Source organism: Jatrophihabitans sp. (genome assembly GCF_035474675.1).
GTDB lineage: Bacteria > Actinomycetota > Actinomycetes > Mycobacteriales > Jatrophihabitantaceae > Jatrophihabitans_A.
Genome location: NZ_DATINC010000004.1, coordinates 17,325 through 34,851, shown reverse-complemented (window position 1 = coordinate 34,851; position 17,527 = coordinate 17,325). Strand labels below are relative to the sequence as shown.

Sequence of the window (17,527 nt, the reverse complement as noted above, 5' to 3'; positions counted from 1 at the left end):
CGAGCGCGACGCGGCCGGACCACTCCCCTATCTGACAGACCCGGAAGCCGCCCATCTTGCCCAGGCCCGTCTCGGCGATCAGCCGAGCCATTCCCACCGCGTGTACTCGTGGCACCAAGCCGTCGAGGAGTGTCGTCATGACAGGAACCGTGCTGATCACCGGAGCGACTCGCGGTGTCGGGGCCGCCGTCGCGGCGCTGCTGGCCGAGGACGGCTACCAGGTTTTCGTCACCGGCCGCGACCCCGAGGCCGCCCAGCAGGTCGCCGCCGGCCTTCCGGGCCGAGGCCATCGGGGTCTGACCCTCGACGTCGACGACCCGGTGGCGATCGAGAATGTCCTGAGCGGCCTGGACGAACTCGACGTGCTGATCTGCAACGCGGCTGCCTACGTCGACTGGACCGAGTCCGTGCTCGCCGCCGACCTGGACGCCGTGCGCCGGGTCATGGAAACCAACCTGTACGGCCCCTGGCGGCTCGCGCAGGCGGCGGTGCCGTTGTTGCGCCGCAGCGCCCGGCCCCGCCTGGTGATGGTGGCCAGCGGCGCGGGGTCGCACGGCGATGCGATGTTCGGCCTGCCGCACCGCAACGGGCTCGCGGCCAGCTACGGCATCAGCAAGGCAGCGCTGCTCGCGCTGACCAGCACGCTGGCCGCCCAGCTCGCCGACACCCCGATCCTGGTCAACGCGACGTGTCCCGGGCTGACGGCAACCTTCGACGGAGCCGAGCAGATGGGCGCCCGGTCCGTGGCGGCGGGCGCGAACAGCGTCGCCTGGGCGGTCAGGATTCCCGACGACGGTCCACGGGGCGGCTTCTTCCGCGACGGCGAACCCGTGCCGTGGTGACCCGACCTGCATCGTCCTGAGGGATATTTGATGCCGCCGCGCCATCACGATCGTCCGGCGCTGGGTCGGTACCTGACCGGATCGGGGCGGCGCCCGCCGGACGCCGGCCCCTGGCTGCTGCTCAGGCCCTTCCGGTCTTCGCCGCGCAGAACTGCAGCGCGCCGGTAGCACCATTACGTGCACAGGCCCAGATCGTGACGCTGGTGCCATCCGTAATGTCGAGGTTCGCGTGGCCGGCGCAGTTGTTGTTGGCGCCGTCGGTGTCCTGTACTTCGGCACTGCGGGCTACCCCGCCTGAGGTCCATTGCGCAATGGCCACTGCGCGGAGTCCGTCGGATTTGGTGTCACATGCATACAGGTGCTCGCCGACATCCTGAAACTGGGACTGGGCCGAGCCGTTCGTCGAGTCGACGATCACGCTGGTCCCGGCGAAGGCAGTCCCTGAGCCGAAGGCCAGCGCGACCATGGTCGTCAGGACTACGACGATGACAGACAGTGTGCGTTTCATGGTGTATCCCTACTTCTCGTCGGAGCGGGTGCTGGTTCTGGTAAGCCCTGCTCCTTTCCCTCGTCGTTTGTTCTAATTTCGCACCCGTATCGAGGTTTTTAACACAATAAGCTGATTTATAATAGATGTGAGACGCTGTGAAGCAGCATGGTCATGAGTGCCGAAACGACGAGAGGGTCGAGCTCGGGATGCGGGTCTCTGACACGAAGCGCTGCCCCGGCCGGCTTACACGGCCGACCCGGCAGATCATGGCGGTGCAGCATGGGGCGCTGCGAGCGGTTAATTCACCTGCCGATCGGGGACCGGCCGTGCAGAATGGTCGATCGTGTTCCTTTCGATCTCGACGACCCTTACCCCGGCGACCGATCTGGGGTATCTGCTGCACAAGCACCCGAGCCGCCTGCAGCCCTTCGACGTGTCGGTCGGAACCGCGTACGTCTTCTACCCCGAAGCGGGCGAGGGTCGGTGTACGGCGGCGCTGCTGCTCGAAGTTGATCCGGTAGCGCTCGTCCGGGGACACAAGGGACCGTCGAGCGAGGGCTTCGCACTGGGTCAGTACGTCAACGACCGCCCGTATGCGGCGTCGTCGATGATGTCGATGGCGTTGGCCAAGGTGTTCCGCACCGCGATGACCGGCCGTTGCGACTCGCGGCCGGAACTCGCCACGGCAGCCCTTCCGCTGGAGATCTCCGTACCGGCGCTGCCGTGTCGCGGTAGCGCGGACCTGGCTCGCCGGGTCTTCGAGCCGCTGGGCTGGACGGTCCAGGCCGGCACCGCCATGCTGGACCCGCACTTCCCGGCATGGGGTGACTCGCGCTATGTCGATCTGCGGCTGACCGGCGAGGTCCGCCTCGCCGATGCGCTGAACCACCTCTACGTGCTGCTGCCCGTCCTGGATGACGCCAAGCACTACTGGGTGAGCCCGGACGAGGTCGACAAGCTCGTCCGGGCCGGCGGCGGCTGGCTGGCCGCGCACCCTGAGAAGGAACTCATCAGCCGGCGCTACCTCGCGCACCGCGGTGTGCTCACCCGAGACGCGCTGGCCCGGCTGGCCGAGGTCGACGACACCGAGCCGGAACTGCTCGACAACGCCGCCGATGCGCCGCTGGTCAGGGACGAGCCGAACCTCCCGCTGGCGCAGCTGCGCCGGGACGCGGTGCTGGCCGCGGTTCGCGCCTCGGGTGCCCGCCGGGTGGGTGACCTCGGCTGCGGCGAGGGCGCCCTGGTCGCCGACCTGCTGGCGGAGAAGTCCGTCGAGCAGGTCGTCGCGGTCGACGTGTCGGCCCGGACGCTGGAACGTGCCGCCCGCACGTTGCGTCTGGACCGGATGACCGAGCAGCAGCGGGCTCGGCTGGACATCTTCCAGTCCGCTCTGACCTACCGCGACGAGCGGCTGTCCGGCCTGGACGCGGCAGTCCTGATGGAGGTCGTCGAGCATGTCGATCCGCCGCGGCTCGGCGCGCTCGAGCGGGCGGTGTTCGGCGATGCGGCACCGGGAACGGTGATCGTGACGACGCCGAATGTCGAGTACAACGTGCGGTTCGAGGGGCTGCCGGCGGGCACGAAGCGGCATGCCGACCATCGCTTCGAATGGACCCGTGCCGAGTTCCACGGCTGGGCCGACCGGGTCGCGACCGAGCACGGCTACTCCGTCCGGTACTCACCGGTCGGGACCGACGATCCCGAGGTGGGACCGCCGACCCAGCTGGCCGTGTTCACGAAGCGTCCGGCGAGCACGGAGCGCGCCGCATGAGCCGGGAACTGGCCGTGCCCGAACTGAGCCTGGTGGTGCTGATCGGGGTGAGCGGGTCGGGCAAGTCCACCTTCGGCCGGGCCCATTTCAAGCCGACCGAGGTGATCTCCTCGGACTACTGCCGCGGCCTCGTGTCCGACGACGAGAACGACCAGTCCGCCACGCCGCAGGCGTTCGAACTGCTGAACCACATCGTCAGCCTGCGCCTGGCGGCCGGCCGGCTGACCGTGGTCGACGCCACGAACGTCCAGCCCGACGCTCGCAAGAAGCTCGTCGCGCTGACGCGTGAGCACGACGTGCTGCCGGTCGCGATCGTCCTGGACCTGCCCGAGCGACTGTGCCTGGAACGCAACGCCGGTCGTCCGGACCGCGACTTCGGCCCGCACGTCGTCCGCCGCCAGCGCGACCAGCTGCGCCGTGGCCTGAAGAGCCTGCAGCGCGAGGGGTTCCGCACGGTGCATGTCCTCTCCACGCCGGAGGAGGTCGCCGACGTGGTCGTCACCCGCACCCGGCTCTACAGCGACCTGCGGCACGAGACGGGACCGTTCGACGTCATCGGGGACATCCACGGCTGCCGGGCCGAACTGGAGACGCTGCTCACCGACCTCGGCTACACCGTTCTCCGCGACGAGCAGGGCCGCGCGGTCGACGCGCACCAGGACGGCCGTCGCGCGGTGTTCGTCGGCGACCTCGTCGACCGCGGGCCGGACACGCCCGGCGTGCTGCGGCTGGTGATGGGCATGGTCGCGGCCGGCAATGCCCTGTGCGTGCCGGGCAACCACGAGAACAAGCTGCTGCGCGCGCTGCGCGGGCGCAACGTCCAGGTTTCCCATGGCCTGGCCGAGTCGCTGGAGCAACTGGCCGCGGAGCCCGCCGAATTCCGCGCCGGCGTCGAGCGATTCCTCGACGGGCTGGTCAGCCACTACGTGCTCGACGGCGGCAAGCTGGTGGTCTCGCACGCCGGCATTCTCGAGCGCTACCAGGGACGGGCATCCGGGCGGGTGCGGGAGTTCTGCCTGTACGGCCAGACCACCGGCGAGACCGACGAGTACGGACTGCCGGTTCGCTACCCGTGGGCGCGGGAGTACCGGGGCAAGGCGATGGTGCTCTACGGCCACACCCCGGTGCCGGCACCGGAGTGGATCAACAACACCCTGTGCCTGGACACCGGTTGCGTCTTCGGCGGGCGGCTGACCGCGCTGCGCTACCTGGAGCGCGAGCTCGTGTCGGTGCCGGCCGGGAAGGTCTACTACGAACCCGCCAAGCCGTTCCCCGTTCATCCCGACGCCGGTTCCGGCCCGTCCCGGCGCGAGCCCGAGGTACTCGACATCACCGACGTCACCGGCAGCCGGGTTCTCGAGACCGCCTACCAGAAGCGGATCGGCGTCCGGGCGGAGAACGCCGCCGCCGCGCTGGAGGTGATGAGCCGGTTCGCGATCGACCCGCGGTGGCTGCTGTACCTGCCGCCGACGATGAGCCCGGTCGCGACCTCGACCCGGCCGGAGCTGCTCGAACATCCCGAGCAGGCGTTCGAGGCGTTCCGTGCCGACGGGGTGGACGGGGTCGTCTGCGAAGAGAAGCACATGGGCTCGCGTGCCGTCGCGCTGGTCTGCCGGAACCTGGACGCGGCCCGGGCGCGGTTCGGCGCACCGGGTGCGGCGATCGGCTCGGTGTGGACGCGGACCGGCCGGGCGTTCTTCGATACCGCGCTGACCGACGAAATGCTTGCCGGGCTGCGCGATGCGGCCGAGCGGGCCGGACTGTTCGACGAGCTCGGCACCTCCTGGCTGCTGCTGGACGCCGAGCTGCTGCCGTGGAGTGCCAAGGCCGAGCAGCTGCTGCGCGAGCAGTACGCGGCCGTCGGCGCGGCCGCCCGGTCCTCGATACCCGTCGCCGTGTCGGCCCTGGAACGGGCGGCCGCCTCCGGGGTGGAGGTGACCGCGTTGCTGGACCGGACCCGGTCCCGGGCCGGCAACGCCGAGGCGTTCACCGCCGCGTACCGGCGCTACTGCTGGCCCACCGAAGGACTTGCCGGCGTGCGGCTGGCACCGTTCCAGGTGCTGGCGACCGAGGCTGCGGTGTACCACGAGCGGCCGCACGCCTTCCATCTCGACATCGCCGACCGGCTGGCCGCCGCGGCGCCGGAGCTGGTCGCGCCGACCCGCCGGCTGTTCGTCGACACCACCGACCCGGCCTCGGTCGCCGATGGCACGGCGTGGTGGGAGGAGCTGACCGCTGCCGGCGGCGAAGGCATGGTGGTCAAGCCGGTTGGAAACCTCACCCGCGGTCGCAAGGGGCTGGTGCAGCCCGGGCTGAAGGTCCGCGGCCGGGAGTACCTGCGCCTCATCTACGGCCCGGACTACACCGAACCGGAGAACATCTCCCGGCTGCGCCAGCGCAACCTCGGCCACAAGCGGTCCCTCGCGTTGCGCGAGTATGCCCTCGGGCTGGAAGCGCTCGACCGGGTCGCGCGCGGCGAGCCGCTGTGGCGCGTCCACGAGTGCGTGTTCGCCGTGCTCGCCCTGGAGTCCGAACCTGTCGATCCCCGGCTGTAGGTGGTTCGGGCAGCGACATGGCTATCCGGCTGGTGCGCGCACGGTATTTGCGGGTGAGGGCCGGACGGAAGCGGTTCTCCGTCCGGCCCCTCGCTCAGCTAGCCCGGCTGCGGGTCAGGTGAAGGAGCCGCCGATCAGGATCTGCTGGAAGGCTCCGTTGTCGGGAAGGGAGCTGTAGACGCGGATCTGGTCCCGGGAGACTCCGAACTGGCCCATGTTGTAGGTGGGCATGGTGCCGGTGCGGCTTTTGAGGGTGATCACTCCGACCGGGCCGAAATCGAGAGTGACCCACAGCTGGGTGCCGTCGGCCAGGTTTACATTGCTGACGTTGACCGACAGCAGGCTGAAGCCGCCGCAGCCGCTGAACTTGCTCTCGTCGGCGTTGGCGGTGCCGCTGGGGGTTCTGCCGTTGAACGACGGCCCGCTGAGGTTTTCCTTGAGTTTGCCGCCGGTCTGGCAGCCGGACGGAGTCGGCGCCGGCGACGGGGTCACGGTGAGGGAGAACGTCCCGGTTGCCGAACTGCCGGCCGCGTCGGTCACGGTGGCGGTGAAGGTCTGGGTCCCCAGGGTGGTGGGCGCGCCGAGCAGCAACCCGGAAGGCCGTAGCGTCAGTCCGGCCGGTGGCCGCCCGGACCAGGTGTAGGGGGCGGTGCCGCCGCTGGCCTGGAAGGTGGTGGTGAAGAAGTTCTTGACGAACACGTTGCGGCCCGCGCCGATGTCACACACGCCGTTGGCGCAGCTGAAGAACTGGTTGTCGATCGTCAGCGACGGGTTAGTGCCGGCGCCGGCACCGGTCAGCGGGACCGACTGCGGGCTGTTGGCGGCATTGTCGGTGTAGACGACATTCGCGGTGCGGGTTCCGGTGGCCTTCGGGGAGAAGGTGACCGAGATGCTGCAGCTGGCCCCGGGTGCCAGCACCGTTCCGATGCAGTCGTCGGTGCCGATCGTGAAATCGAGGGTGTTACCGGTGGTCGAGACGTTGTTGAAGAACACCGACTGGTCACCGCTGTTGGTGGCGGTGATCGTCTGAGCCGCACTCGTCGTGCCGACGTCCTGCGCGGGGAACGTCAGCGAGCCGGGGGCGAACGTGAGGGCAGCGGCCGCCTCAGCGGGCGCCGTCATAACGGTCAGCGCGGTCGAACCGGCCGCCAGTACTGCCAATAACCGAAGCAGTCGCATCTTGGTCTCCTTGTGTCGGGGGTGAGCCCGGCCGGCCTGCCAGGATGGGGCACCTCCGGGCCCGGTGCCCATCCCATTCCACAGAGCCCTCCCCTCGCCATGCCCGACCGCACTTCTGGCGTCCGGGCACCTGCGGGCATGCCGCCCGCCCACCCGTACGGATGAGACGGCCCACTGGTTCAATGACCTGCCCAGGTTCCGGATAGCTGGTCGCTCACCCCCTGAGTCAGGAGTACGGATGCGACGACGTGGCCGTGCGGTACGCCTTGGCGTCACTCAACCTTGCGTCTGTGCACTCGTACCTGTGACAGCGAGGGTGGCGAGAGGTAAGAAGTGGCCCCGATGAGGCGCGACGTCTGAATCAGCCCGGATAAGAATGCAAAGGCAATCGCCACCGGCAGGCTCAGCACGTGGCGAGGAAGGCATCCAACGCCGGTGCTCGGTACGCCGGCATTTTCGACTGCTTCCATGATCCTGACTCGAGGTCCGGGCGGACGATACCCCGATGACCACCCTGTTTGAACTATTTACTTGCGCCGCAGGTCCGTGGAGAGGAGCGTATGGATGGGGCGTAATAGCGCCTACTGACGGATAAGTCGACTTGTTAGCGCCACGTCACTCCGCTAGTAGGGCACTGCGTCCGGGGGAGGCACAAGTGACTGTTCCTAAGCGGAAGACCATTTGGGTTCAGCAGGTCGCAGTTGATGCAAACAGCCTGCAGATCCGTCTTGATGTTGCTAGGGCTGCCGGTACGCTCACCCCTCAAGATGAAGCCGTCGCTAATGGGGTCCAAAGCTTCATTGAGGCTGCCAGGAACGCGGCGGATCGAAAGGACCCTGTCCCTAGTCGTGTTATCAATTGGTGGCGCGGCGTTCTTGTGGAAGCCGCCTACCGCAATCTGCACGCTGCCCGGGCTCAACTCATCGACTTGTACAGCGAGGCTGACCTCGATGCAGAGATCCCCGGTGCGGTAGCGCGAACTCAAACCACCCTACATCGAGATGATCCACGATGCCTTACCCAACGTCAGCTACGAGACCTGCCTATCGCCGAAAGGCGGGCCTGGCTGCGACGGCTTACCGAAGTCTGCTATGAGGCAGTCGACCTCAAGCATGCCCGATTGCGCAGCTTCCGAAACAATCTATTCATGGCAGCGGTAGTTGTTATCGCTCTTGTTGCCATCACCGTACTGTTCGTTTCGCAATTTCCTTCGGCGATGCCACTGTGCTTCGACAATGTCGCGGCTGATGGCACCAGAAGCACCAGCTGCCCAACGCGGTCAAATACTTCGGTAGCAAGCGGCGGTGATATCTTGCTTGTCAGCTTGATAGGGCTGCTAGGTGGAACACTCGCAACAACAGTCGCTATACGCAACATCCGAGGAACGTCGATACCATACGACGTTCCAGTAGCGCTGGCTTGGTTAAAGGTGCCACTTGGCGCTTTCACAGCGATACTCGGCCTCGTGGCCATCCATGGCGGATTCATACCGGGGTTGTCCGCTCTCGACTCACAAGAGCAGATCATCGCGTACGCCCTACTCCTTGGCTTTGCTCAACAGGCGTTCACCGGAGTGCTTGATCGAAGGGCACAGAGCTTGCTAACTGATACGCCCAGCAAAGAGTCGCAAACCGCCCCTCAGGTTGCGAGCGCCCACGCCTGATGGAAGCCGACTCCATCCAGCCCGAGGGCCGGTCAAGGTTGTCAGCCGTTTCGATACACCTCACCCTGCTGGCTGAGGGCTGGTCACTGCGCCACAAGATCGTCTGGCAGAAGACGAACCACTTGCCGCACACACCACCAGCGACCGCGGGCGGCTCCGATCCGATTACCAGTGCCCGCAAGTGTTCGGGTAAGCGAGTTCTGGTGGGCGATACTGGGATTGAACCAGTGACCCCTACCGTGTCAAGGTAGTGCTCTCCCACTGAGCTAATCGCCCGTACTCAACCACGCGCGGCGAACCGCGCGAGGCCGGCTACGAGGTGGAGACGGGATTTGAACCCGTGTACACGGCTTTGCAGGCCGTTGCCTCGCCTCTCGGCCACTCCACCAGGGACCGGCTACCCGGCCTGGGGAACGCCTATGGCGTCCACCGAGCGGACGACGGGATTCGAACCCGCGACCCCAACCTTGGCAAGGTTGTGCGCTACCAGCTGCGCTACGTCCGCATGGTGTTGACCCGGCGTTTCTACCCCGAGCAAACCCGAGGCTGCCAGCACCGGCACCGCCCGAAACTCTAGCCGATGGCCGTTGGCCGTTCCAAACCGGGTGCGCCCGTCGCTCCCCGCACCGAAGACGCCGCTCCCCGCACCTAACGGGTCAGGAACCCCCGCCGACCAGCCTCGCCCAGGCGGCGTCCACCTGGGCGGCGAGATGCTCAAAAGACCCGGAGTTGTCCAGCACCACGTCGGCCACCGCCCGGCGCTGCTCATCGCTCGCCTGGGCGGCGATCCGGGCCCGCGCCGTCTCGGCGTCCATCCCCCGCCCGGCCAGCCGCTGCAGCCGCAGCTCCAGCGGCGCCTGCACCACCAGCACCACGTCGTAGTTGCCCGCCAACCCGTTCTCCACCAGCAGCGGCACGTCGTGCACCACCGCCGCCGCCCCGCCGGCCGCCGCCTGGACGGTCAGCTCCTCGCTGCGGGCCCGCACCAGCGGGTGCACGATCGCGTTCAGGTCCGCCAGCGCCGCCGGGTCGCCGAACACCAGCCGGCCCAGCCCGGGCCGGTCGAGGCTTCCGTCCGGCCGCAGCACGTCCGGACCGAACCGCTCCACCACCCTGGCCAGCCCGGGGCTGCCCACCGCCACCACCTCGCGGGCCAGCTGGTCGGAGTCCACCACCACCGCGCCCAGCTCGGCCAGCCGGGCAGCGACCGTGCTCTTGCCGCTGCCGATCCCGCCGGTCAGCCCGATCCTCAGCACAGCAACCTCAGCACGAAACCCCAGCACCGAACCTCAGCCGGTGGTGCTGGGCGATGCGGCGGCCGCCGCCGAGCCCAGCGTGTAGTGCGCCGACGCGTCCAGCACCGCCTTGGCCAGCGACGCCAGCTCCGTGGTGGACCCGGCCGTCAGCAGCTTCGGCGTCACCGTGACCGCCACCGTCCGGGGGCCGGACGCCACCACCACGGTCGGCATGCCGTACCCGCTCAGCATGGTGCCCGGCAGCGTCCCGACCTGGACCGGCCGGTCCCCGGCGCCGTGCGCCCGGTAGTACTCGACGGTGGCCTGTATCCGCCGGTGGGCCTGGGCCGGCGAGTTGTACAGGCTGATGCCGATCTCCACCTGTGGCTGCGGCGCCGGCTTGCCCTTGACCGGGGTGGCGATCCCGTATCGGCAGTTGAGGTAGGTCAGCCGGCCGATGTCGGGCTCGGCCACCCCGAGGATGAACGCGGTGCGGCCGATCACGGTGCGCCGCAGCGCGATGTTGACGGTGCCGACCGGCAGCAGGTCCTCGCACCGCCCGCCCAGCGACGGCTCGCCGGTGGCCACCGCGGACGGCCTGGCGGTCGCCGTCCGGCTCGGCGACGGCGTCGCGCTGCGGGTGGCCGGCGTGCTCGACCCGGTCGAGGCGCTGCCGCCCGGCGGTGCCGCCTGGGTGCATCCGCCCAGCAGCCCGAGCGCCACCAGCCCACCGGCCAGCGCACCGGCCCGGGACGCGGATCTGCTCAGCACACCGACACGGTAACCGCCCGAATGCAGCAGGCCCGGGAGGCGAACCTCCCGGGCCTGCTGTGTGCCTTGTTTCAGAACCGGATCAGCGACCGGCCAGCTTCTCGCGCAGCGCCGCCAGCGCCTCGTCCGAGGCCAGCGTGCCGCTGGTGTCGGCCGGTGCCTCCGAGGAGTACGAGGTGGCCTCGCCGGTCTCGATGGCAGCCTCGGCGTCGGCGCGCTGGGCACCCTCGAGCTGCCGCTTGTGCGCCTCGAACCGCTCCCGGGCCGCCGCGTAGCGCCGCTCCCAGGCCTCGCGCTGCTCCTCGTAACCCGGCAGCCACTCCTGGGTCTCGGGGTCGAAGCCCTCCGGGTAGATGTACTCGCCCTTGTCGTTGTACTGGGCCTCCATGCCGTACTGCGACGGGTCGAAGCTCTCCTCGGCCAGCGAGCCCTCGTTGGCCTGCTTGAGCGACAGCGAGATCCGCCGGCGCTCCAGGTCGATGTCGATGACCTTGACCATCAGCTCGTCGCCGACGTTGACGACCTGCTCCGGGATCTCGACGTGCCGCTCGGCGAGCTCGGAGATGTGCACCAGGCCCTCGATGCCGTCCTGCACCCGCACGAACGCACCGAACGGAACCAGCTTGGTGACCTTGCCGGGCACCACCTGGCCGATGGCGTGGGTCCGGGCGAACTGCCGCCACGGGTCCTCCTGGGTCGCCTTGAGCGACAGCGACACCCGCTCGCGGTCGAGGTCGATGTCGAGCACCTCGACGGTGACCTCCTGGCCGACCTCGACCACCTCGGACGGGTGGTCGATGTGCTTCCAGGACAGCTCCGAGACGTGCACCAGGCCGTCCACGCCGCCGAGGTCGACGAAGGCGCCGAAGTTGACGATCGAGGACACCACGCCGGTGCGCACCTGGCCCTTGGCCAGCTTGTTCAGGAAGTCGCTGCGGACCTCGGACTGGGTCTGCTCCAGCCAGGCGCGGCGCGAGAGCACCACGTTGTTGCGGTTCTTGTCCAGCTCGATGATCTTGGCCTCGAGCACCTTGCCCACGTACGGCTGCAGGTCGCGCACCCGGCGCATCTCCACCAGCGAGGCCGGCAGGAAGCCGCGCAGGCCGATGTCGATGATCAGGCCGCCCTTGACCACCTCGATGACGGTGCCCTCGACGACCTCGTCGCGTTCCTTCTTCTCCTCGATCGTGCCCCAGGCGCGCTCGTACTGGGCGCGCTTCTTGGACAGGATCAGCCGGCCCTCCTTGTCCTCCTTCTGCAGGACCAGGGCCTCGATCTCATCGCCCACGGAAACGACCTCGGACGGGTCGACGTCGTGCTTGATGGACAGCTCGCGGGAGGGGATGACACCTTCGGTCTTGTAACCGAGGTCGAGCAGGACCTCGTCCCGGTCGACCTTGACGATGGTGCCTTCGACGATGTCGCCGTCGTTGAAGTACTTGATGGTGGAATCGATTGCCGCCATGAAATCTTCGGCGGAGCCGATGTCGTTGACTGCAACCTGCGGGGCGGTGCGGGTGGTCGGATCGATTGTGGACGTCATGTAGTAGGTAGGTCCTGACAGTTGCCGGTGGGGTGCGAGACGGGCCCCCTTTCTTCCAGCTCCGACGAGCGTTCGGTATCCAGCAGTTCGATGCCGAGCAAGAGGTGGAGGAGTGACCTGCTCCATGTCGAGGCCACAGACCTGTTCCGCAGGCTCACAGCCTACTCCAGGGCCCGGTGTCGGCGGAAATCCGCCGGTTACGGTACGGGCTACATTTCTGCAGGTGGGCACCGAATCCGTACTCGGCACGGTCGGCGTCGCCCGGCGGGCGGTCGGGCCCGCCGAGTCGGCCCGGGCCGGCCGGCGCTGGTGGGACGCCGACGCCGACGACTACCATGCCGAGCACGGCGACTTCCTCGGCATCGCCGACTTCGTCTGGGGCCCGGAGGGGCTGCGCGAGGAGCAGGTCCGGCTGCTCGGCCCGGCGGGCTCCCTGACCGGCCGCCGGGTGCTGGAGGTGGGCGCGGGCTCGGCGATGTGCTCGCGCTGGCTGGCCGGCCAGGGCGCGCATCCGGTGGCCCTGGACGTCTCGGCCGGCATGCTGCGGCACGCGGTGGCGGCCGGGGCCGCGACCGGCACCCCGGTGCCGCTGGTGCAGGCCGACGCCCAGTGCCTGCCGTTCGCCGGCGGCTCGTTCGACCTGGCCTTCAGCGCGTTCGGCGCGATCCCGTTCGTGGCCGACTCGGCCGCGGTGATGGCCGAGGTGGCCCGGGTGCTGCGGCCGGGCGGGCGGTGGGTGTTCGCGGTCAGCCACCCGGTGCGCTGGGCCTTTCCCGACTCCCCCGGCCCGGATGGGCTGACCGCGACGATGTCCTACTTCGACCGCAGCCCGTACGTCGAGTTCGACGCCGCCGGGCAGGCCACCTACGTCGAGCAGCACCGGACGCTGGGCGACCGGATCCGGGAGCTGGTGGCGGCCGGCTTCCGGCTCGAGGACCTGATCGAGCCGGAGTGGCCGGAAGGCCTGGAGCAGGAGTGGGGACAGTGGTCACCGCTGCGCGGCCGGCTGCTGCCCGGCACCGCGATCTTCGTCAGCCGGCTGGCCGGCTGAGGCGGACCTCCCGGCTGCTGGCTGAGGCGGACCTTCCGGCGGGCCGGACCTCGTCAGCGGGCCAGGCGGCTACTGCTCAGCGGCGGGCCGGCTGCCGCTCAGCGGGGCTGGCCGACCGCGACCGGCGGCTGACCGGCGCTGGCCCGGTGCCCGTCGCCACCGTCGCGACGGTAGAGCGCGACCGCCCCGACCAGCGCGGCCAGGCCGACCAGCAGCAGCACCAGCGGCAGGATCACCGTCAGCATCCGGATCTGGGACCGGCCGTCGCTGGCCTGCTTGGCCTGGAAGTCGATGGCGTCCTGGTCGAAGGTCAGGGTGGTGTCCAGCGCCTGGGTGCCGTCGGCCAGCCAGCGCTGCTGGTGCTCCACGCCCTTGACGATGGCGCCGGTGGTCGGCTCCACCCATACCGTGCGGGTGTCGGCGTAGCTGCCGGGGATGTCCGGGCCGACCGGCAGGTCCATCTTGTCGATGACCGCCTCGTACTTGTACATGGTCATGCCCTTGAGCTTCTCGGTGCCGATGAACCGGGCGTCCGGCGCCTGCCGCGAGATCGGGTCGAAGAACTTGTAGCTGGTCTTCTTGGCGTGGAAGGGCCACTTGTAGGTCAGGCCGGTGTGGGTGGCCGTGGCGTCGCCGTCGATGTTGGTGTGGTACTTGGGGTCGTTGACCGACTGGGCGGTCCGGCGGTCGGCGGCCACCCGGTCGGTGGTGAAGCTGACCAGCCGGTGCTGCGGGTCCTGGGCGTCGAGGCACTCCGGCGGGTTGTCGATGTCCTTGACGATGCACAGCGTCTCCTGCACCACCGTCACCTTCGAGTCCGAGGCGGCCGAGTCGGTGCGGACCCGCCGGGTGGCCTTGAACGCCAGGTCCTCCAGCTGGCCGGTGCTGGCGTTGAGCAGCTTCGCCGGGCCGGTGGCGACCTGGATGACGTCTAAGTCCAGCGGGGTCTTCTCGGCCCGGGACGGGGCGTAGAACCGGAACAGGCCGGCCGCCACCAGGCCGAACACGCCGAGGCCGACCAGAACGGCTACCAGGATCTTGCGCACGGCTTGCGTCCCCTTACAGTGTGCGAACGGTTGGCCGGACGCTACCAGCGAGTAGGGCAGCTCCGTAGCATCAGCGCGTAACAATCTGCGTTGCCAGCAGCCGTCGGAGGGAGTTCGCGTGGAGGCCTCGCCCTCGGCCGGCACGACGAGGCACGCGGCTACCCGGCTGCCGCAGCGCAGGACGCACCGTCCGTTCCCGACCGCCCGGCGCCGGACCAGGGTGCCGGCGGTATGACGGCGGCCACCACGCGCCACCGGTCCCCGGCCCGGATCGAACTGTCCTTCGACTGGTACGCGGTGACCCTCGGGGTCCTGGTGCTCGCCCAGGCGGCCTGGCTGGGCCTACTGGCGCACCGGGGGTGGTTCTACGGCGACGACCTGAGCTACCTGGCGGCCGCGACCGGCCAGCCGCTGCGCTGGAGTTACCTGTCGGTGCCGGTGAACGATCACTTCGTCCCGGGGCTGCGGTTGGTCTTCTGGCTGTTGAACCGGTTCACCGGGCTCGACTACGGCGTCACGATCCTGGCCCGGCTGCTGCTGCAGGCCGCAGCGACCCTGCTGCTGTACCGCCTCATCGTGCTGCTGGTCGGGCGCCGGCCGGGAGCGCTGCTGGTGACCGGCTGGTACGCCTTCGGACTGCTGCTGCTGCCGGGCTCGGTGTGGCTGACCACGTCGGTGGACCTGTTGACCGCGCAGCTGCTAGTGATCCTGGCGATCGACCTGCACCTGCGCTACGCCGTCACCGGCGGGCTGCGTCCGGCGGTGGGCTGCGCGCTGTGCCTGCTCGGCGCGACGTCGTTCTGGGAACTGTCGGCGCTCACCGTGCTGCTGTTGCCGATCCTGTCGCTGGGCTTCGCGCATGCCGGGACGCCGGGGCAGCGGCTGCGCGCGAGCCTGCGTCGCTGGCCGGGCTGGCTGATCCTGGCGGTTGCCCTGCTGGCCTGGCTGGCGCTGTTCCTGACCGGGCCCTACGGCGGCTCGGGACGCTCGCTCAGCCCGGCGGCGGCCTGGAAGGTGCTGCGGATCGGGTGGCTGGACGCCGTGGTGCCGGCACTGTTCGGCGGTCCCTGGCACTGGTTCTACACCGCCGAGGTGTACTTCCCGCTCGCCGATCCGCCGAAAGTCCTGGCGATCCTCGCCCAGCTCGGCCTGCTGGTGGTGCTGGTGATCGGGTGGCGCCGGACCGGGTACCGGACGCTGCTGGCCTGGTCGCTGCCGGTGCTCACCTTCGTGCTGAGCACCCTGCTGGTGGCCTACGGGCGGTTCCAGGTCTTCGGCGATCTCACCGCGCGCTCCTACAACTACGCGTTTCCGCTGGCGGTGCCGGCCGCGCTGGCGCTGGCGCTCTGCCTGCTGCCGAGCGACCCGGCCGAACTCGCCGTCCGGGCCGGTTGCGCCTCGCCGGCCGGGCAGGCCGCGCGCTCGGAAGCGGCTGCCCGGTCGGAAAGAACGGCGCGGTCCGACGAAGGTGTCCGATCGGAAGGGGTCGCCCGATCGGAAGGGGTCGCACGGTCCGCGGGAGCCGCGCCGTCCGGGTCGAGGCCGGCCGGTCGACGGCGGACCTGGCTGGTCGCCGTCGGCGCGGTGCTGTTGCTGGTCTCGTCCCTGGTCAGCTATCAGAGCTTCGGGCACCGGTGGTCGCAGAACCCGGCCAAGCGGTACGTGAGCACGCTGGAGGCGTCGGTACGGGCAGCCGGGCCGAACGTGAACCTGTGGGACACCCGGGTGCCGTCCTCGGTGCTGGCATTCGTCTCCGACGCCAACCACGTCTCCGACGTGCTGGCCCTGGCCGGGGTGCCGGCCCGGTTCGACGACTCCGCCACCGAGCCGCTGCTGGTCCGGCCCGACGGTCGGCTGGCCCCGGCCGGGCTGTACCCGGTCGCCGAGGGGGTGCAGCGTCCGCGCACCCCGTGCACCGCCCTGATCCGGGGAGCCGGCACCTGGACCATCCCGCTGTCGGCCCAGCCGGGCGTCAACGAGTACTTCGTCAAGATCAGCTACTACCAGCAGCAGAACACGGTCCTGTACCTGTCGGTCCGCGACTCCGCCGGCAAGTCGATTGCCCCGGTCGCCGGTGACCGGACCCTGTTCGGCAACCCGCTGGCCAACCTCTACCTCCGGCTGCCGCTGGCCGCGCCGCGGACGCTGCTGGTGCGCAGCGACAGCCTGGACGCCAACGTCTGCATCGGAGCCGTGGTGGTCGGCTTCCCCGTCGCCCTGGCCGCCAGATGACGGACCATCGCGCATCGGACAGCCGCGCACCCGACAGCCCCGCACCGGACGGCCGCGCGCCGGACGGCCGCGCACCGGACAGCCCCGCGCCGGACGGTGCCGCGCGGGCAGCCGGGCACCGGCGGGCGGGCCGGCAGGGCGTGAACCAGCGGTTCCCCGCGCTGGACGGGATGCGGGCGCTGGCCTGCTACGCGGTGATCGGCACCCACGTCGGGTTCGAGTCCGGACGCGCCTTCGGCGTCGGGCCGGTCGCCCCGTGGCTGTCCCGGCTGGACACCGCGGTCCCGATCTTCCTGATGCTGTCGGGCTTCCTGCTCTACCGCCCGTTCGTGGTGCAGGCGTTCGGCAACCGCGACCGGCCGCGGACCGGCAGCTTCTACTGGCGCCGCGCCGTCCGGGTGCTGCCCGCGTACTGGCTGACCGTGATCGTGACGCTGGGGCTGCTGGGATCGCATCCCAGGACCGCCGAGGACTGGTGGTCCTACCTCACGATGACCCAGATCTACGACGGCCATGACCACAACTCCTCGATGAGCCACCTGTGGACCCTGGCCGCCGAGGTCTCGCTGTACGTGGTGGTCCCGCTGCTCGCCCGGACGCTGCGCCGGCCGAACCGCAGCACCGAGCAACTGCTGATCGGCCAGTTCCGGATGGTCGCCTCGATCCTGCTGGCCAGCGTGGCCTGGCAGGTGCTGACCTTCTCGGTGCCGGCACTGGGGTACGAGGCCACCAAGTGGCTGCCCGGCATCATCGACTGGTTCGCCACCGGCATGCTGCTGGCAGTGCTGTCCGCGGTACCGGCCGAGTGCCGGGCGCTGCCCCGGCTGCGCTCCACCCTCAGCCAGTGGGCCGGCGCGCCGGGCCAGTGCTGGCTGACCGCGCTGGTGCTGTACTGGCTGCTCACCCTGCCGACCGCGGGACCGCTGGACCTCAACGTGCCCACCGCCTGGCAGCACCTCACCAAGAACCTGCTGCAGCTGCTGGTGGTGCTGTTCATGATGCTGCCGCTGACCCTCGGTGCGGACAACCTCATCGCCGCGATCCTCGGCAGCGCCCCGGCCCGGTTCCTCGGCCGGATCTCCTACGGCGTCTACCTGTGGCACCTACCGGTGCTGATCTTCTTCCAGCGCGAGTCGGGCATCCCGATCT

Annotated in this window: 12 protein-coding genes, 3 tRNA genes and 1 pseudogene; 7 read left to right on the top strand and 9 right to left on the bottom strand. The window is 69.5% G+C overall.

Going from position 1 to position 17,527, the window contains the following annotated elements; translation table 11 throughout:
- Positions 1-137: 137 nt before the first annotated feature.
- The gene (locus VLJ82_RS00350) at positions 138-842 is read left to right on the top strand and encodes an SDR family NAD(P)-dependent oxidoreductase (RefSeq protein ID WP_408661329.1); all 705 of its coding nucleotides are present in this window, start codon (positions 138-140) and stop codon (positions 840-842) included.
- Positions 843-963: 121 nt separating this feature from the next.
- Here the strand turns inward: VLJ82_RS00350 and VLJ82_RS00345 are convergent, their stop codons facing one another.
- Positions 964-1,350, bottom strand: coding sequence for a hypothetical protein (locus VLJ82_RS00345; RefSeq protein WP_408661328.1), 387 nt, complete (start codon positions 1,348-1,350; stop codon positions 964-966).
- 325 nt (positions 1,351-1,675) lie between these two features.
- Between VLJ82_RS00345 and VLJ82_RS00340 the strand changes: the two genes are divergently transcribed.
- Together VLJ82_RS00340 and VLJ82_RS00335 are read left to right on the top strand one after the other, a co-directional pair.
- Entirely contained in the window at positions 1,676-3,103 is a 1,428-nt protein-coding gene (locus VLJ82_RS00340; RefSeq protein ID WP_408661327.1) for a 3' terminal RNA ribose 2'-O-methyltransferase Hen1, read from the top strand.
- Positions 3,100-5,658 (top strand): polynucleotide kinase-phosphatase, encoded by a 2,559-nt coding sequence (locus VLJ82_RS00335; protein ID WP_408661326.1) that lies wholly within the window; start codon positions 3,100-3,102, stop codon positions 5,656-5,658. Before VLJ82_RS00340 ends, VLJ82_RS00335 begins: the two co-directional genes overlap by 4 nt.
- Before the next feature lie 114 nt (positions 5,659-5,772).
- Here the strand turns inward: VLJ82_RS00335 and VLJ82_RS00330 are convergent, their stop codons facing one another.
- Entirely contained in the window at positions 5,773-6,837 is a 1,065-nt protein-coding gene (locus tag VLJ82_RS00330) for a choice-of-anchor D domain-containing protein (protein WP_408661325.1), read from the bottom strand.
- A 655-nt stretch (positions 6,838-7,492) separates the two neighbouring features.
- Here VLJ82_RS00330 and VLJ82_RS00325 point away from each other — a divergent pair.
- Positions 7,493-8,500, top strand: coding sequence for a hypothetical protein (locus VLJ82_RS00325; protein WP_408661324.1), 1,008 nt, complete (start codon positions 7,493-7,495; stop codon positions 8,498-8,500).
- A 201-nt stretch (positions 8,501-8,701) separates the two neighbouring features.
- Here VLJ82_RS00325 and VLJ82_RS00320 read toward each other — a convergent pair.
- The 6 genes from VLJ82_RS00320 to rpsA all read right to left on the bottom strand — a co-directional run bounded on the left by VLJ82_RS00320 (position 8,702) and on the right by rpsA (position 12,049).
- Positions 8,702-8,776: transfer RNA gene (locus VLJ82_RS00320), tRNA-Val, on the bottom strand.
- Between the two features lie 41 nt (positions 8,777-8,817).
- A tRNA-Cys gene (locus tag VLJ82_RS00315) sits at positions 8,818-8,888 on the bottom strand.
- A 44-nt stretch (positions 8,889-8,932) separates the two neighbouring features.
- Positions 8,933-9,005 (bottom strand) — tRNA-Gly (locus tag VLJ82_RS00310).
- Between the two features lie 151 nt (positions 9,006-9,156).
- A complete protein-coding gene (gene coaE, locus VLJ82_RS00305) occupies positions 9,157-9,756 on the bottom strand; it encodes a dephospho-CoA kinase (protein ID WP_408661323.1) in 600 nt (199 codons plus the stop codon).
- A gap of 33 nt (positions 9,757-9,789) precedes the next feature.
- Positions 9,790-10,506: a hypothetical protein gene (locus VLJ82_RS00300; protein WP_408661322.1), complete on the bottom strand. Its 717-nt coding sequence runs from the start codon at positions 10,504-10,506 to the stop codon at positions 9,790-9,792.
- 82 nt (positions 10,507-10,588) lie between these two features.
- Positions 10,589-12,049, bottom strand: a complete 1,461-nt coding sequence (gene rpsA / locus VLJ82_RS00295; RefSeq protein ID WP_408661321.1) for a 30S ribosomal protein S1 — start codon at positions 12,047-12,049, stop codon at positions 10,589-10,591.
- Positions 12,050-12,173: 124 nt separating this feature from the next.
- On the opposite strand from rpsA, the gene VLJ82_RS00290 reads away from it, so the two are divergent.
- A complete protein-coding gene (locus VLJ82_RS00290) occupies positions 12,174-13,100 on the top strand; it encodes a class I SAM-dependent methyltransferase (protein WP_408661320.1) in 927 nt (308 codons plus the stop codon).
- Between the two features lie 98 nt (positions 13,101-13,198).
- Here VLJ82_RS00290 and VLJ82_RS00285 read toward each other — a convergent pair whose 3' ends face one another.
- Entirely contained in the window at positions 13,199-14,146 is a 948-nt protein-coding gene (locus VLJ82_RS00285) for a DUF3068 domain-containing protein (RefSeq protein ID WP_408661319.1), read from the bottom strand.
- A gap of 231 nt (positions 14,147-14,377) precedes the next feature.
- Here VLJ82_RS00285 and VLJ82_RS00280 point away from each other — a divergent pair, with 231 nt between their 5' ends.
- Both VLJ82_RS00280 and VLJ82_RS00275 read left to right on the top strand, forming a co-directional pair.
- Complete coding sequence (locus VLJ82_RS00280) at positions 14,378-16,378, top strand: hypothetical protein (protein ID WP_408661318.1); 2,001 nt, start codon at positions 14,378-14,380, stop codon at positions 16,376-16,378.
- A pseudogene (locus tag VLJ82_RS00275) lies at positions 16,375-17,526 on the top strand (acyltransferase family protein); the annotation flags it as partial. The gene VLJ82_RS00280 and the pseudogene VLJ82_RS00275, both read left to right, overlap by 4 nt.
- Between the last annotated feature and the right edge of the window lies 1 nt (position 17,527).

Bases quoted from the DNA above. Each gene is read 5' to 3' on its own strand.
- VLJ82_RS00350 (WP_408661329.1), top strand. From the start codon at position 138: ATGACAGGAACCGTGCTGATCACCGGAGCGACTCGCGGTGTCGGGGCC.
- VLJ82_RS00345 (WP_408661328.1), bottom strand. From the start codon at position 1,350: ATGAAACGCACACTGTCTGTCATCGTCGTAGTCCTGACGACCATGGTC.
- VLJ82_RS00335 (WP_408661326.1), top strand. From the start codon at position 3,100: ATGAGCCGGGAACTGGCCGTGCCCGAACTGAGCCTGGTGGTGCTGATC.
- VLJ82_RS00330 (WP_408661325.1), bottom strand. From the start codon at position 6,837: ATGCGACTGCTTCGGTTATTGGCAGTACTGGCGGCCGGTTCGACCGCG.
- rpsA (WP_408661321.1), bottom strand. From the start codon at position 12,049: ATGACGTCCACAATCGATCCGACCACCCGCACCGCCCCGCAGGTTGCA.
- VLJ82_RS00290 (WP_408661320.1), top strand. From the start codon at position 12,174: ATGTCGAGGCCACAGACCTGTTCCGCAGGCTCACAGCCTACTCCAGGG.
- VLJ82_RS00280 (WP_408661318.1), top strand. From the start codon at position 14,378: ATGACGGCGGCCACCACGCGCCACCGGTCCCCGGCCCGGATCGAACTG.